This window comes from Pseudomonas sp. JDS08PS003, assembly GCF_045013505.1.
GTDB classification, from domain to species: domain Bacteria; phylum Pseudomonadota; class Gammaproteobacteria; order Pseudomonadales; family Pseudomonadaceae; genus Aquipseudomonas; species Aquipseudomonas protegens_B.
Genome location: NZ_CP120724.1, coordinates 3972281 through 3987566, shown reverse-complemented (window position 1 = coordinate 3987566; position 15286 = coordinate 3972281). Strand labels below are relative to the sequence as shown.

General features: G+C 55.0%; 15 protein-coding genes. 9 read left to right on the top strand and 6 right to left on the bottom strand.

The features are described from left to right. Positions 1–52: 52 nt before the first annotated feature. The gene (gene tssI, locus P7C00_RS17630; protein ID WP_404936974.1) at positions 53–1237 is read left to right on the top strand and encodes a type VI secretion system tip protein TssI/VgrG; all 1185 of its coding nucleotides are present in this window, start codon (positions 53–55) and stop codon (positions 1235–1237) included. 122 nt (positions 1238–1359) lie between these two features. Continuing rightward, entirely contained in the window at positions 1360–2019 is a 660-nt protein-coding gene (locus tag P7C00_RS17625) for an HAD family hydrolase (protein WP_404936973.1), read from the top strand. Here the strand turns inward: P7C00_RS17625 and P7C00_RS17620 are convergent. Both P7C00_RS17620 and P7C00_RS17615 read right to left on the bottom strand, forming a co-directional pair. Continuing rightward, the gene (locus P7C00_RS17620; RefSeq protein ID WP_404936972.1) at positions 2014–2445 is read right to left on the bottom strand and encodes a hypothetical protein; all 432 of its coding nucleotides are present in this window, start codon (positions 2443–2445) and stop codon (positions 2014–2016) included. The two genes, P7C00_RS17625 and P7C00_RS17620, sit on opposite strands and share 6 nt — an antisense overlap. 14 nt (positions 2446–2459) lie before the next feature. Beyond that, the gene (locus P7C00_RS17615; RefSeq protein ID WP_346634255.1) at positions 2460–2912 is read right to left on the bottom strand and encodes a DUF6896 domain-containing protein; all 453 of its coding nucleotides are present in this window, start codon (positions 2910–2912) and stop codon (positions 2460–2462) included. Here P7C00_RS17615 and P7C00_RS17610 point away from each other — a divergent pair. The 3 genes from P7C00_RS17610 to P7C00_RS17600 all read left to right on the top strand — a co-directional run bounded on the left by P7C00_RS17610 (position 2911) and on the right by P7C00_RS17600 (position 4141). After that, complete coding sequence (locus P7C00_RS17610) at positions 2911–3042, top strand: hypothetical protein (protein WP_350024079.1); 132 nt, start codon at positions 2911–2913, stop codon at positions 3040–3042. The two genes, P7C00_RS17615 and P7C00_RS17610, sit on opposite strands and share 2 nt — an antisense overlap. A 2-nt stretch (positions 3043–3044) precedes the next feature. Then, on the top strand, positions 3045–3467 hold the full coding sequence (locus P7C00_RS17605) for a hypothetical protein (RefSeq protein WP_346634257.1): 423 nt from the start codon (positions 3045–3047) through the stop codon (positions 3465–3467). Between the two features lie 77 nt (positions 3468–3544). After that, on the top strand, positions 3545–4141 hold the full coding sequence (locus P7C00_RS17600) for a hypothetical protein (RefSeq protein WP_404936971.1): 597 nt from the start codon (positions 3545–3547) through the stop codon (positions 4139–4141). Positions 4142–4191: 50 nt separating this feature from the next. On the opposite strand, the gene P7C00_RS17595 is transcribed toward P7C00_RS17600, so the two are convergent. Together P7C00_RS17595 and P7C00_RS17590 are read right to left on the bottom strand one after the other, a co-directional pair. Next, a complete protein-coding gene (locus tag P7C00_RS17595; protein WP_404936970.1) occupies positions 4192–4830 on the bottom strand; it encodes a type II toxin-antitoxin system HigA family antitoxin in 639 nt (212 codons plus the stop codon). Continuing rightward, positions 4827–5159 carry a type II toxin-antitoxin system HigB family toxin gene (locus tag P7C00_RS17590; RefSeq protein WP_404936969.1) on the bottom strand — a complete coding sequence of 111 codons (333 nt, stop codon included), beginning with the start codon at positions 5157–5159 and terminating at the stop codon, positions 4827–4829. Before P7C00_RS17590 ends, P7C00_RS17595 begins: the two co-directional genes overlap by 4 nt. An 891-nt stretch (positions 5160–6050) precedes the next feature. Here P7C00_RS17590 and P7C00_RS17585 point away from each other — a divergent pair. Together P7C00_RS17585 and P7C00_RS17580 are read left to right on the top strand one after the other, a co-directional pair. Then, a complete protein-coding gene (locus tag P7C00_RS17585) occupies positions 6051–6614 on the top strand; it encodes a hypothetical protein (RefSeq protein ID WP_404936968.1) in 564 nt (187 codons plus the stop codon). A gap of 24 nt (positions 6615–6638) precedes the next feature. After that, positions 6639–7016, top strand: coding sequence for a hypothetical protein (locus P7C00_RS17580; RefSeq protein ID WP_110653312.1), 378 nt, complete (start codon positions 6639–6641; stop codon positions 7014–7016). A 439-nt stretch (positions 7017–7455) separates the two neighbouring features. On the opposite strand, the gene P7C00_RS17575 is transcribed toward P7C00_RS17580, so the two are convergent. Together P7C00_RS17575 and P7C00_RS17570 are read right to left on the bottom strand one after the other, a co-directional pair. Continuing rightward, positions 7456–11472 carry a hypothetical protein gene (locus P7C00_RS17575; RefSeq protein ID WP_404936967.1) on the bottom strand — a complete coding sequence of 1339 codons (4017 nt, stop codon included), beginning with the start codon at positions 11470–11472 and terminating at the stop codon, positions 7456–7458. 247 nt (positions 11473–11719) lie between these two features. Beyond that, the gene (locus P7C00_RS17570) at positions 11720–11983 is read right to left on the bottom strand and encodes a short-chain dehydrogenase (RefSeq protein WP_404936966.1); all 264 of its coding nucleotides are present in this window, start codon (positions 11981–11983) and stop codon (positions 11720–11722) included. Positions 11984–12958: 975 nt separating this feature from the next. Between P7C00_RS17570 and P7C00_RS17565 the strand changes: the two genes are divergently transcribed. Both P7C00_RS17565 and P7C00_RS17560 read left to right on the top strand, forming a co-directional pair. Next, positions 12959–13561: a transposase gene (locus tag P7C00_RS17565; RefSeq protein ID WP_011061110.1), complete on the top strand. Its 603-nt coding sequence runs from the start codon at positions 12959–12961 to the stop codon at positions 13559–13561. Between the two features lie 74 nt (positions 13562–13635). Then, positions 13636–15270 (top strand): ShlB/FhaC/HecB family hemolysin secretion/activation protein, encoded by a 1635-nt coding sequence (locus P7C00_RS17560; RefSeq protein WP_404936965.1) that lies wholly within the window; start codon positions 13636–13638, stop codon positions 15268–15270. Positions 15271–15286 lie beyond the last annotated feature (16 nt).

Below are 15286 nucleotides of genomic sequence, written 5' to 3'. Positions count from 1 at the left end.
GGCGGTATGCGCCTGCGTCCATTCAACACCTGATGCAAGAGGAGCACAGTGGATGTTCAGCCCAGCCAATCAAACGCACTTCAGTTTGACCATCGACGGTTTTGAGCACGACTTTCAAGTGCTCGCATTTACTGGAGAAGAGGCGATCAGCAAGCCTTATTTCTTCAATGTGGAGTGTGTGTGCGAGCGGCCGGATCTGGACCTGCAAAGCCTCTTCGACAGGGAGGCTTTTCTGGCTTTCGACATGAAGGGCAACGGCGTTCATGGACGCATCTATCACATGGCTCAAGGCAGTAACGCTCAGGGTTTGACGCACTACAATCTGGCCCTGGTACCGCACCTGTCTTACTTGCGCCACCGCATCAATCAGCGGATCTATCAACAGTTCTCGGTGCCGAGCATCGTCGCCTTGATCCTCGAAGAGCATGGAATCCTCGGCGACGCCTACAGGTTCGAGCTGGCGTCGAGCTATCCCGAGCGTGACTGTTGTACCCAGTACGATGAAACGGACTTGCACTTTATTCAGCGCTTGTGCGAGGAAGAGGGCATTCACTTCCACTTCCAACATAACGCTCAAGGCCATGTGCTGGTCTTTGGCGATAACCGGGCGGCTTTTCCGCCGATTGGGCAAGCCACGGCTTTTGCACCAGAGCGCGCCAGGCCCGCCAACGAGTTACCGACCCGTCACCACAAGCAGACAAGCCTGCGAGCCCTGCAGCAGCGCGCGGTTGACGGGCAAGGGGAGCAGAGCGGGTTGCTCAGTGGTCATGTACTGGAAACCTCGGGCCGGAGTGGCGAACTGTGGCTACTGACTCAGGTCATCCATGAAGGCAAGCAAGCACAGGTTTCGGGGCAGAGCGTCGCCAATGTCAGCACTGACAACCAGGATCAACTGCGTCAGGGGTATCGCAACCGTTTCACCGCGCTTGCGTTGGACCTTTGCTATCGCCCGCCTTTGGCTCATGAGAAACCTCTGGCGCCGGGCAACCAGACGGCGCTGGTCATCGCCCTGGAAGACCAGGCGAACCCGCCTGATCGGCGTGTCGAAAGGGTCAAGGTCAAGTTTCCCTGGGACCGCGAAGGTCGGTTTGACGACAAGAGCAGTTGTTGGCTAGCCGGCACTGCCAACTGGCGCTGTGAAGTGACACCGCTGCGACCCGGCGTGGAGGTCAAGGTCGCGTTTCTTGAAAACGACCCCGATCAACCGCTGATCAGCGGTTGCCTGTGTTGCGGCTGATAACCGAGCCTTGGTCTCGAAGCGTAGGCCTTGTTCAGACTCTATCTTCAGGGCCATCGCTGTCGATAGAGTTGGGTGTTGTTCTGCAACACCACAACCCTGTTTGAAAGGAGTCACAACCCTTGACCTGGAAGCTTGCCTGTTTTGATCTGGATGGGACCTTGGCCCGGAGCAGCACCGGCCTGCATCTGGCGCAAAAAATCGGCCATGGCGATGTCATGCGCACGCTGGAGGACGGCTACCAGGCGGGCGAGGTCAGTAATATCGAAGTGGCCCGGGTCGATGGCTTGTATTACCGGGGCTTTGGCCAGGCCGACATCGCCCGCATGCTCAATGATATTCCAGTCATACGCGATATCAGGAAAACCACCGATTGGCTTGCAGCCCATGGCATCCCCTCGGTGATCTGCACCCTGGCCTGGCAGTGTGTGGGTGACTATTTTGCCCAGCGCTACGGGTTTATCGGCTCTAGCGGGCCGGTACTGAAAACCGACCCCATGGGCGTTTTCACCGGAGAGGTTGAAGCGCATTTCACCGAGTACGACAAGCCGGTATTCGTGGGTTCAATGTGCCAGTCGCTAGGGGTGGACCTGTCGCAGGTTTTTCACATTGGTGACTCGGTGTCGGATATTCCACTGTTTGAGGCGGTGGGCTATTCCATTGCCCTGAACGCGCATCAAGCCGCCAGGGAGAAGGCCCGGACCACACTCGATAGTGATTCGTTGTTTGACATCATTGGCCTGATTCCCGGGCTCGATCCTGACGCCAGGGCATTTTCATGAGTTTCTGGCTGCGTAGGTCTCGCCCGTCAGCAGGATGACGCCTTCTTTGGAGCAGACGCGGGTGAGGCTGTTGATAACGACTTTAAGGCCGCTGGAATGCGGGAACAGCGAAAAGAACAACTCGAAGTACAGGTAGTCCTGGACCAGGCGCGCTGCCAGATCGGGATGCTCCTTCAACAGCGTCCTGAAGCTTGGGTAGCCCAGCTCTGCAAGTTCCGGGATGTCGACAAAACCCTGGTCGATGTCGTCGGTTTTGCATTCGGCGGCAAAGGTGTCCGCGCATTCAAGAAAGCGTTGCGGCAGATCGCCGTGGTGGATGCGTAGTTCATAGGGTGTTACCGGGATCGTGGGTGTCTCGCCGAAGCCCAGGCTGCGATAGCCAACGGTTCGTGGGTCGATGATTTGGCCGGCTGAGGTGAACTTCATGATGGGCTTCCGGGTTATTCGGGTGGTGAAAGACTGTCGTTATCTTCGAGCGTGCGCGCTTGGGGTTTAACGGTTGCGACGTAGAAGAGGATATAGCCCGAATACACCAGCGAGCCTGCTGCCACTTCATGGTCGAAGCACTGCTTTAGTTCATCCTCATCCGTAAAACCGTATTCCACGAGCCTGTTCTCGGCAAAGCCGGCCAGCCTCGATAGGGTTACGCCGTCGATTTCGCCCTGCTCACCAAAGTCAAAGCTCACCGTTGCCGTTGGCAGGTGAACGGCGCAGCCATAGCCGTGCTTGAAGTAACGGATGCCGCCTGCCAGCTCTCCTTGTTGCGGGATATCGGTTCCCACCCAATCGGCGTTGCTGACAGGGAGGGGAATGGCGGATTGCTGCATCAGTTCGACAGCCGTGCGGATGCTGGCTTGGTAGTCGGAAACAAGATGGGCGAGGTGCGGGTTCATGGGGATTGGCATCGTGATCAAGGGGGCAGAAGATTTCAGAGATTGCGGCGCGATACAAGGTGCGAGTGCGCTTGATGCGCGCAAAGACTTTGATGCCGGTATATTCGCCTGGATGAATGTTGGAGTTTGAACATGGGGTTCTCCACCACTGTCTGGGAATGGTACGGGCAGCATGAGTACAAGCGGGTGCTGGCGGTGGGCGAGGCGATCGATGCCCTAGGCTTCCTGGCATTGGATGCCGACGCTCAGCAGGCCAGCATCCCTGATTGCGCCGCCTGTGAGGTCTGGTCCATGGCGATGTTGCCGTTGCAGGCGCTGCTGGCAACCTGCGCGAGCGCTTTGCCGGATGAGGTTCGGGCTGGAGTGCAAAGCCTCTGGGAGCAATGCAATGGGTTGTCCGAGGCGGCCTTTCATTGTGGCGATCGGGGGATCTTCGAGCATGGGCAGTGGCAGTCGCTGCGGGAGGCTGCCGGGCAATTGTTGGGGTTGATGGAGGAGGAGCAGTTGCGGCCCTTTCTGGAAGAACTGATGGTGGATTGTGGACGTGCGGTGTAGGGGTGAAGTCTTGACCCAAGTATTGGCCAGAGACTGTTCACGAACGCTGCAACCCATGACTGATTGGAAAGATACGGATGTTTGATGAGCTGATATTTACCGGTGAAGCGCCAGCAAAAGATGATGCATATGCTGGTGGCGGGGCCTGCCTGCCCACGGATCTGGCCTGGCCCTGTTCGCCTGATGGAGTGCCGCTGACACATCTGATGGCCTTTCCTGGACGTTGGTTTTCAGAGGCCTTGCTCGACAGGAATTATTGGGTTTCGGTTTTTGTGCCGTACTTGCCGGGCGAGGTCGGCCACTATCGAAAGTTGCGTGCCGTCCAGGGACGCTCGCAAGCGGTTGTCATGGGCTATGTGCGCGCCGGTTCCGAGCGGGATGAGGCAGCTCAGCCGATTTCAGATTGCGGGACGGTGCGGCTGGAGGTGAACTGCGACGCCGATGATGATGAGAACCTGGCCTCGAAGTTGGATGGCGTGGACGCTTGGTTACAGTCGCCTGTTTTAGCGGGGGCAGGGCGCAGAAGGCTTTCCATTTATGGGGGCGATCTGGATAGAGCGCTGCCTGAGCACAAAGGCGTGCTTTCGGATGGCATGGGGTATCTGTTTCTGGATGAGGACTTTTCAGAGAGGACAGGCGCGGGGATTGGTCGGTTCTTTTTGCAGTTGGGGTAGGGCGATATGGCGTTAGCCTACGGAACTCAGAACGGCAGGATGGAAACGCGCTATCCCTTGGTCGGAGCTTTACCCAAGTGTCTGCGGCTCTTGGACGCTACCCGTTTGGATTCACCTACGTCGTCACCTTTCACTGGGAGTAAGTTCCGGGAGATGTTGCTAGTGCGGTAAGAAGCTGAAGTTTGTTTAGCCTTGGGACGAACGCTTTCGAGAGGAGCGGCCTTTACCGAGGCGGCCGAGACGAAAGCACTAGGCTCCATCGAAAATCGCTCTGCCAGCGCGTATGCCATCTTGTGACTGATGGGGCGATCTCCATTGAGTACCTTGGACACCGCTGTTTTATCGCCAATTTCAGGGAGGTCAGAGCCCGTGAGCCCGAGCGTTTCCATCAGATCCTTGATCAACTGCACGGGGGAGCAGGTTGCCTCAAATGCAGCGTTCGATTCCCGAAACTCCTCGGAGTGGCGCTGGTAGGCCAGAATTTCATTCTCGAGTTCGACAAGAATTTCCTCTTCGACCTTTCTCAGCTCGCGTCCGTCAGTGAGTTCATCGAGCAGGTCGGTCGCACGCTCATAGTCGGCGGGGGTCTTGATGCCGTGCACAAACTCACCACGCAGGCGCTCCAGTACCGCGTGCAGTTCGCCAAGCGTTGCGATCACGGTTTGAAGTTCGTTTCGGGCTGTGCTCATCGTTTTACCCCTTGGTTTCTTGCATACCAGGCGTTGGCAAGGTCGTAGTCGGCATGTGTGTAGATGTGTTTGACGTAAAACTTCTGTCGGGTGTAGTTGACGCCGCCGATCACCCTGAGATTGTTGCCGCCTACGTCGATCACGACCCAGTTCGCTGCGGCTCTCGGTTTGAACAAGTCGATCCCTTGCGTACCGAAAAGCTTTTGCAGGCCTGCGAATCCTTTTGGGCGTGCCATCCTCAAAATCCGCAGGCAACGATCAAGCCCGGCCTTGTCGTTCGGATACAAGATCGCAGCCTCGGCAAAACGTGACGGCGTGAGAATGTCCATAGGCTTCCCTGTCTTCGAGCCAATGCTACTCTGGTTGTGTTTTTTAACAACTGCGGTTTGTCGACAGCCTGAGACTTAATGGTTCCACCTTGCGAGGGGGCTATTTGGGCTATTCCTCCAGCAAGCTGCGACCGTCGCGCAGAGTCATTTCAGCGACCTGGGTGATGTGCTGCCGGTTGGTGTCGTCAGCATTTTTCGGTGCGCGAGATGCGCTCGAAACGCGAGTTGGCGAACCGAGAGAGACTATGGGCGTTGGGTCCCGGAAGGGACAAGTCAGATGCGTCTGTAAGTTTTGTAGGATTGCATTATGGGGCTTGGCGGTTTGAGAACGGGTCAGTAAATAAATGAAATTCAATGACGGTGACAGGGTAAAAGTTAAGCCCCACGTGTGGTGGCCGAATGGCGGGGTTGGAGTGGTTTCGTTACCCCCAGAATATGTGAAGGAAGCCTTGGGTGGTGAAGTGGAGCTCTCTAGCACTCAACGAACTATGGCTGGAAAAGACAGGATTATTACCTGTGTATGGATTGATTTTGACGAGCCGGCAATGGATTGCAGTGATGACGGCCCTTACATCGGCGGAGAGGTTCTCTTGGAGTACCTGGAACATGTATAGGGTGGAATTTAAAAAAGTAAGACGGTCTGGCAGATTGCACTTCGCTTGTTTTTGTCCGCGAAAATGCTCGCGGCCACTTGCGGACGTTCCTCGGCCACCAGGGCCAACGCCATGGCCCACCTGGCGGCGCAGCGAGGGTTCCGCTGGCTTGCTCCATGGGGGGCGTGCGACCGCTGTTTTCGTCAAAGGCATAGGACGGATGTGCTAGATAGCCCTTTGCTACATGTCCAGGGTGCCAAGCTATTGCCTTCAAAAATAACGGCAAAGGACCGGCCCCATGATCGCTTTTACAAGGCATCTCTTGCCTGCCGCATTACTGTGCAGTGCCCTCGCTGCCCAAGCGAGCGAAGTGCTGAAGGGCGACTTCTGGGTCGTTCACTACCAGGGTGCCTTGGGCAAGAATCAGGTGTTCATCGCAGACGGCGACCCCACTCACATCATCAATCGTCCAGGTGGCGCGAAATCATTGGGTGTCTATCAACTTTACGAAGAGCCCGGTAAACCCAACTTCACCTCTTACGATGTCGAAATCGATTGTGCGAAGAACCGCGTGCGCATCATGGGTGCGGCGGATTTCCGCAGCGTGTTCAATGAGTTTCGCAATGTGAAGTATTCCAGCCAGTGGCAGAGCAAACCTGACGCCTGGCTGGCACAAAGCCGTGACTTTGTCTGTAAGCCGACTGAACGCCAGGCCAAGAAGATGGAGCACTTGGGTGTGATGTCCGCGTCGCAAATGAGCAAGGCAGGGCCGCAGTTCTTCGAGATATTGAACCGCGAGGCAGCCAAGGCGGCCATCATGCAGAAGATAGATGAAGGGTTCGCGCAGATGCCTGCCAAGTAACCTGGCCTTCAGGGAGAAGACCTTATGAACCGATTGTTTATGTTGGCCCTGCTCGCCACCTTGCTCAGTGGCTGCGCATCATTGTCGGCCAGCAGTGCCTGGAAAGATCGCCCGGTGGGCGAACTGATCGACTTCTTCGGCGTGCCAAGGCAGATCATGGTGGCGCCGGAGGAAGATATGGTCGTGCTCAGATATGTACGTGACAGTAGCTATGTTTCACGTGAAGCCGCGGGTACTTACACGGGGCCGCAGAACGGGCAACTTGTGCACGCAGAATACTGGGAAGACGTGCAGCACTCAGGCAGTTGCGAAATCAATGTGTTCGTCAACAGAGCGCGATTGGTGGAGAAGGTGCGAACTAAAGGGCGTTGTGTAGCGGTCGAGATGGGGCCGGCAGGGTAGGAATGGGCCACTGGCGAGGACAGATTCCACGAACATGCGCATCAAGACAGTGGTCGTCGACCTGCGCTACGGGCGCGTGCATGGCCCACTTTGGGGTTTGAAGAGATCGGCAACCATGTACCAGGTCTCATCCGAGAACTCGTAACGCTTTGCAATTGCAGAGTTCCTTCTTGTAGAGGAGTAGGGGCTCTACAAAAACTGAGCCAACGAGGGGCCATGATTGGAGTTCCGGGTTTTCGTACAGAGTCTCCCAAAGCGGCACTTCACGAAGGGTAGGAACTGGCCATAAGCGGACGTTTGGAAACGCACGCTACCGGCCATTAGCGGGCGTTGTCACTGCACCAAGCGTATAAAAAACCTGGACGACTCAGAGTGCTGTTTTTTCGAATCTTCTGGGCCTGTTGCATATAGTCTTCGTCTCTGCGTTCCAGACTCAATTTTAGGACTCGGAAACGTCCAAAACGAACACATCAATTAGCCCAACTAGCTCAGGCGGGAGCGTCTCTTCGATGCTGGTCTTCAGTTCCGAAGCGGAGTTTAAGGTTGTATTTTTTTTGTTTGCGACCAGTTCATCGCCGCCGAACCAGATCACAAGATAAATTCCCTGTTGCTCTGCGTCGGGATGGATGGAATATCGGTCATACAATTGCGCAGATGCGGCTGTGTATAGTTCTTTATGCCACTGACCTTTTACTTCGACAACAAGCAACCTCCTTTTGCCACCAATGATCTTGGTCGCAGTGAAATCAGTCCGGTTTTCACTTTTCATCTGATGCTCAGACGTTATCACGATGCCTTGTGCTTCGAGTCTGAGACTTAGACGCTCAGCAATAACCTCGGTGGCCTTGATTTCGCCCAAACGCTTACCACCATTGTAAAAGCGGTCAGCTGGATTGAACTCTCCACCGTCTATAGCTTTCTGAAAATCTTGAAATTCTTGGAGGACGAGTTTGCGCAAGCCCTCGACGTTCACAACAGTGTCGCGATCCAGTAGCGCGATGACGTCTTGAGGAGAAGGCGGCTCAAAATCTCTCAGCGATTGCTGTCTGAGTTTAGTAGCTAATAAGCTCTTAAAGTCGTTGTGGATGTCTATAAAGCGCGTATCGCTTAAAAGACGATTTAAGACAAGGACGGCCTCACCAGTATCATCCGAGTTTATTAACCAGACTATATCGGTCAAAAAACGATATGCGACTTCCTCGCGAGGACTCTCCGTTCCCCAGTGGCTCGGCAGATGAACTTTTGGCCATTTATCGATAAAAGCGTCGAGAATAGCTTCCACTTTAGTTGCCGTAAGTATTGGCCAATAAGAATTTTCGCCGTGATTGAAGCGTCCGGAACGAATATTTAGTGAAAAAACCATGTCCTTATCAGATTTGAGCCAATTCCAATGCGTGCCGCAGATGTCTTTTATAAAATAAAACTCTCGAACGAGCCAGAAGGTGCGTTTTCCCTCTATATATTCATCATCTGTTGGCTCGGGCCAGTCGGATATTATATTTGCGCAGCGCTCTGCGATTATCTTTTGAAGATCACTACGATCACCAAACTGAGCCGCAGTCTCAAATAGCGTTTCTAAAGTGCCAATGTCTAACTCAGAGAAGCGCTCAAGCCACTCTATTGAAAGTTCCGCCCGTAGATGGCTGAAAATCTCGTCACCACGTAAAAGCCAAATATCCGGGCGACTGCAGCCTTTCTGCGCCAACTGAGGCTCTAGATACTGACGGAGATAGCGCTCAGGACTCGATGAATCTGCAAAAATAAGACGATCAAGTTCAGACTTTAGCGCATTACGTTCTTCCTCGATAACTGAACTGTAGGATCGATCAATACTGGTCCGTAGCGCGATTAACAACCGCAAATCAACGTCTTCCAAACTACCATCTGCACGCATGATCTCTAGGCAAGCTGCCAGTAGAACCATTTCTGCGTACAATATTTTACCTGAACACTGTAACTGTGCGAGCTCTGATAAATCGGGGATTCTCGACGCGATAAAATTTATACAGTTTCTGAGGGCAGTACGAACTAACGGCGCGTCACCAACTCGCTCATCAATCCGATTGGGATTCATAAGAACCAATTCTGCAAAGTGGACAAGGCTTTGCCAATCGCAGCCACTTTCAATTAGCGCTCGATTGGTTTGGTAATACTGAATACTCGATGCACGCCTGTCATTTCTCTGCCGTTGATGGCGTTTCGCTCTGCGATTCAAGCGCGGCAGCCGACTGCTTTTTGCCAATTGCGAGTACGCTCTGTTAGAGCGTACCCATTCAACCATGAATTGAGGTTTTTCTAAAGCCTGCTCACGCATGCGTCTTCTTAAGTGGTTCGATCCTAACTCTGTTTTGCAGCGATAACGTTGATGTGTGGCGATAAAATTCGCCCAAAGTGCTGGATTTTCGAGTTCAAATGCAAGATCTACTATAAAGTCGTAATCTTTATATTGGAATTGTAGGCCTGAATGAGTATGAAATTCAAATTTTTCTATTTTGATCTTGAAAATTTTATCTCTGTCAGTAATCGCTCCGAAAACGTGAGCCATAATCCCTTGGCGCAGATTATCGTCGTTTTGAAGTACTTTGACAGAAGTGCTATGACTCGCTGTTTGTTGATGATGGAAATTTAAATTTTCGAGCCATTGCCAAACTTGCTCAGGATCATAGGGCGCGGACGATAACTCAAAATATCTATCTAGAACTAATCCAATTATCTTGCATATGCCATCTCGACAGTAGCAAGCGTAACGTTCCTTTCCGCATACGCATTTCACGCCTATAGATAATTCATCTAGTAGAGGCTTGATAAGTTTTAAACTTAAGCTGCCCACAAATTTTCTAATAAAATAGCGCGCACCAACTGATCGCTCTAAATGCTCTTCAGAGGCAGGATATAGTTTCGTGCATGCGTAAAAAAAACTAGACAGGAAAGAAATATCAAATTCTTCAGGGCCTATGGTTTTTATTAAGTTCGCTACAATCTTAAGCGAAGTATCGCTAGCCTCAGCAACCAGAACCGCTACATCAGCGCGATGGTCATACCCGATCAGATCGAGTAGGCACCTGCTGGCCAACAATCGAGTATGTTCACTCTGGCTTTCACCCAATACGAGCTGACGTAATTCATCTGTCAAATGCGCAATCGCGGGTGATCCCGCCAAAAGCTCGAGTATCAGATCACGTAAGTGCCCATCGTTTCCAAAATTAAGGAGAGGCTTGATTTCACTCATTACGTCTTGGGTGAAGAAACCTACAGCACTGAACCTGCGCCAAGAATCTCCCCGCCGGAAATACGGATCTCTCGTTTCCACATCTTTTAAACGCCTTATGAGCAGGCGCTTTGAGGACTGTTCAAGTTGAGAAGGATCACCGTTCGCTAGTACCGCGTAGGGATCAAGTTCGATTGCTGATTCCTGAATAGACTTGTTGCCTACCGCGGCCAACCAACCCAGCAGACCTCGTAGTTCGTCCCGTACAGTGGCGTTTGGAGCAATTATGGGTAGGCATTTATGAGTCGTTAGATGATCCGTTGGATCAGCTATTCGCTTGGCAAGGTAGTCCGCAGCGCAGTATTCGGCAACGATCTTGTGAACCGGTCGATGCTGATCTGCGCTGTCTCCAGGCTTGAAAAGTCTAGTCGCGAGGATGCCTTCAGCTACGGTGGTGTTTTCGAACAGTGACGCTAGTAGTGGATAAATTCGGTCTGCTGTCGCTTCGCTCGTTCCTATACCATCTGCACCTGAAAGCAAGAGCTTGGCGAATACCTCAGACGACAAGTCAACCTTTCGCGCGATCGAAAGGGTATGGCCGGTCTTCGCCACGGTGTCATTAGCCTCCTTTGCTAGATGCTCGACCGCTTGAGAAAAAATGCTTCTTTTGTCTGTGAAATGTCTGCCGCTTTCGATGTAAGCGTCTGCGAACATCTTTAAGAACTGGGGATTGGGTAGTAGTGCTTCTAAATCGAATCGAGTGACTTCCGCTTGGAATGTTGCGAAGTCCTCACCCTGTACATGGTGATGAAAAATTTCCTGCTGTTCTTCTTCTTCAAACTCGACCAGCCTCACTAAGAGCGGAGAGCATCCGAAGTACTCTTCGAATGCTCTCGTCGATGCAGTTCCCCACTCGCTGGAGCGGCTCGAGATGATCACGTGCGTTGGCTTAGCTTTACTCGCATTAGCCAGGAGGTCGTGAATACCTGTTTGATCGATTTTGGCCAACTCATCAAATGCATCGATCACGAGCGGAGAGTTATCAGAGTCTGTGCCTATACGTTTGAATTTGTTCGCAGTAACGCTAGAAGTGCCCAGCTTCCGGGCCAAACTGCGCATTAACTCAGTTTTTCCACCACCCGGTTCGGCCAGAACAACGACATAATTTGACGTAACTAGAAGCTCATCTTCAGTGTAGGCCACGTCATTGCTGGATATCTTGCGCGGTAAATAAAGAGTAGAGATCATGGGCAGAAGTCTGAAGATGGCTTGTTGAAAGCACCAAAAAACCGGCGCCATTTATTTGAGAGCCATTCATTTCAAATGACACATCCTGCTCCGGATATTACGTCATTTTATAATGGTAGACCTTTCGGTCTGTGAGTGACCGCTTTTGGCCGATTGCAGCCACTTTTAAAAGACTTTTCCCCCCTAAAAAGTCCAAGGCCCCATTTGAAATGCTCCGCGCTACCAAGCAGCGCGGAGCGCCCAGGCGTCAGGCTTGAAGGCGCCAGCCCATCACTCCCAACAGATCGCAACTGTCGCGCAGCAGAATCGCAGCAACGTTAGATACATGTTGCAGATCGGTGTCGTCAGCATTCTTCAGTTCTGCGCGGGAAAGGCTTTCCAGCAGTTGAGTGACCGCCAGCAAACGTGCGGCGCCGTTGGCGTGCAGCACGTCCAAGGGGGCGGTCTTGTCGATAAACAGGCAGGGAATCAGGCAGTCGATGCCGGTGATGGGAATAAATCGTTGGTTCATGAGGATCACTCCGCTGTTGGTTAAGGGAGCTGCTCAGATCGTCGCCAAACGAAAGGGTGGCAGCTGTACGCAGGTTGGCGAACCGGATTAACCAACAGAAAACCGGCAGACCATGAAGGTCTCCCGCGCACAGCCACCATAGAAGGCAGCCGTGACCATAAATGTTCGACGGCTAGCGCTGCAAGCGTGACTGCCTGTTGGTTGATTTCCAGGTCGCCAAACCCGGTCGCCATTGGGGCGAGTGGGGACTATGGACGGTGGGTCTTGGGGGGACAAGTCAGACGCGTCTGCAAGTTTTGTAGGATTGCGGAGGGGGACTTGGCGGCCTGAGAGCCGGCCAGTTTTTCTGGGTGGTTGGGGTACATATCCGTTGCTGCGGGTGCGGCGGCTGGCGGTTTCGCCCTTACGGCGAGTCCCTTTTGTCAAACGCCACAAAAGGAACCAAAAGGGCTTGCCCCTCCATGGGCCCCTCGCTGGGGCTCGGGGTTCCCTCTCTCCGGCATTGCTCCGGTGGCCCGCCGCCAACCGGCCATCCATGGCCGGGTGGCGGCTAGCTCGGCATCCTTGCCGAGCTGCCCCCTACGCAACGCCTACGCTCGGCCGGCTGGGAAGGGGCTTGAAGATCAAAAGCCAGAGCCAAAGCCAGAGCCACGGCTAACGGCGCGCCCGTCCGGGCGGTGCATTTTTAAGCCTTCTCCAGCACAACAATTCCCTCTCGTAGGAGCCGGCTTGCCGGCGAAGAGGGCGGTCTGGTCGTGCGCGGAATAACGACAGCCCAGCGCTGCACTGGCGGCTGTCTTCGCCGGCAAGCCGGCTCCTACAACGTTCGCGCGTTCCTCTTGTGAATGAAGCTTTTATGACAAAAGTTCGGTAGCACATGGCCACGCACGTCTTGGGTATGTAACGCGCTTGAGGGGGCCGCAAGGCCACTTTTTTAAGCCGAGGCGGGACGCCGGGAGTGAGGCTATGGGGACTATGGAACGCTACTCGAAAGTGGGCATGCAGGAGCTGGATCAACGGCTGTCGAAGATTGTCGAGGCGGCGCGCAAGAAGCCGGTGTCGGTCTATCGCTACGGCGCGCCGTGGGTCTGGATCGTGTCCCAGGATGATTGGCAGGGCGCCTTGAAGGAGGTGGCCAGCTATATCCCGCCGGGGCATTCGCTGGTGCTGCTGCGTCCGCAGATCGATGAGTTGCTGGATCAGCACCGCGATCTGCTCCAGGGTCTCAATGCCGAGCCCGGCATGCTGATCGCGCCGCGTACGGTGATGCACATTCTGTTGCTGCAGTTGCTGTATTCGGTGCCCAGTGAACAGCAGCTGTATGAACAGCTCAGTTACAACCTGTTGTTCCGTTGGTTCGTCGGTCTCGATCTGAACCAGAAGGTCTGGAGCTTCAGTGTCCTGAGTCGCGACATCGCCACGCTGTTGAACAACCCGCGGGCGGTACAGTTGATCCAGAAAATCATCGGTGAGGTGTTCTGCGGTGCCTTGCTGCAAATGCCCGAGTTCTCGCTGAACTTCGCGCTGCTGCACACCTGGCTGGCCCGCCACGAAAACACCTCGATCACCAGCAATTGAATCGGCCAAACGCTGTGCAGACGGCGACGGCATTGCGCGTGTGCGCGCCAATTTTCAGACTTCTAGGGGGCGGTGTGGAGCATCTGGGCAAATCAGGGCGACCCGGCAGTGGCGGGCGCTGGTGGCCGTTGTGTGGCTGGTTGACGCTGGCGGCACTGGCGCCGGCGGTGCAGGCCGAGGAGGGCGAGGCGGTCCCGGTCGAGGCCACGGCTGCGGCGCGGTTGGTGGACGTCAATGAATACTTCGTGCGCGGCAATACCGTGCTCGATGCCCGGGCCATCGAGGAGGCGGTGTACCCGTTCCTCGGGCCGCAGAAGGCCCTGGCCGATATCGAAGGCGCTCGGGATGCGCTGCAGAAGGTCTATCAGGAACGCGGCTACCAGTCGGTGTTCGTCGAGCTGCCGGAGCAGAAGGTCGACGACGGCATCGTCTACCTGCAGGTCAGTGAAACCAAGGTCGGTCGGGTGCGGGTGGTGGGCGCCAAGCATTACTCGCCGGTGGAGATCCGCGATCAGGTGCCGGCGCTGAAAGAAGGCGAGGTGCCTGACTTTGCCACGGTGCAGACCCAGCTAGCCGGGCTCAACCGCGGCGCCGGGCGCCAGGTCATGCCGTTGGTGCGCGAAGGCCAGCGCCCGGGGACCATGGACGTGGACCTGCAAGTGGAAGACCAGAACCCCTGGCACGCCAGTGTCGGCCTGAACAACGACTACAGCGCCGACACCGAGAAGCTGCGCAGTGTGGTCAATGTCGGCTACGACAACCTCTGGCAACTGGGCCACAGCATTTCCCTGACCTATTTCACCGCGCCCCAGGACACCGACAACGCCAAGGTCTGGTCCGGCTCCTACACCGCGCCGCTGAGCGATCGCTGGGCCCTGCAGTTCTCCGGTTACCAGTCCGACAGCAACATCGCCACCATCGGTGGCAGCAACGTGCTGGGCAAGGGCCACTCCTACGGGGTGTCGGCGATCTACACCTTGCCCGCCGCGGGTAGCTGGGCCAACTCGCTGTCGGTGGGGGTGGATTTCAAGGACTTCGAGGAAGAGATGCGCTTTGGCCGCAGCAGCGACCAGATTCCGCTGAAGTACGCCCCCATGACCTTCGGCTACAACGGCTATCGCTACAGCGAAAAATCCCAGCTGGGCCTGGGCCTGAACCTGATCATCGGCACCCGGCGCTTCTTCGGCTACGGCAGCGACGCCCAGGAGTTCCACTACAAACGCGACGAGGCCAGCGCCAGTTTCTCGGTGCTCAAGGGCGACCTGAATTTCACCTACACCTTCGCCAACGATTGGCAGTCGGCGTCCAAGACCGCCTTCCAGCTGGCCTCGGGGCCCCTGGTGTCCAACGAGCAGTATTCGGCCGGCGGCGCCACCTCGGTGCGCGGCTATCTGGCCGCCGAGCGCACCGGGGATGAGGGCTATCTGTTCTCCCAGGAGCTGCGCACGCCATCCCTGGCCAAGTTCCTCGGCAGCTACGTGCAGGAGTGGCGTTTCTACGCCTTTGCCGAAGGCGCGCACCTGTCCCTGCACGAGCCGCTGCCCGAGCAGGAGGACCAGTACAGCCTGGCCAGCGTCGGCCTGGGCACCCGCGCCAGTTTGAGCAAGTGGCTGTCCGGCAGCCTCGACTGGGGCTACCCGCTCAAGGATGGCCCCAACACCCAGAAATACGACCCGCGCCTGCACTTCAGTGTGCAAGCGACGTTCTGACTTTACGGAGACCCTT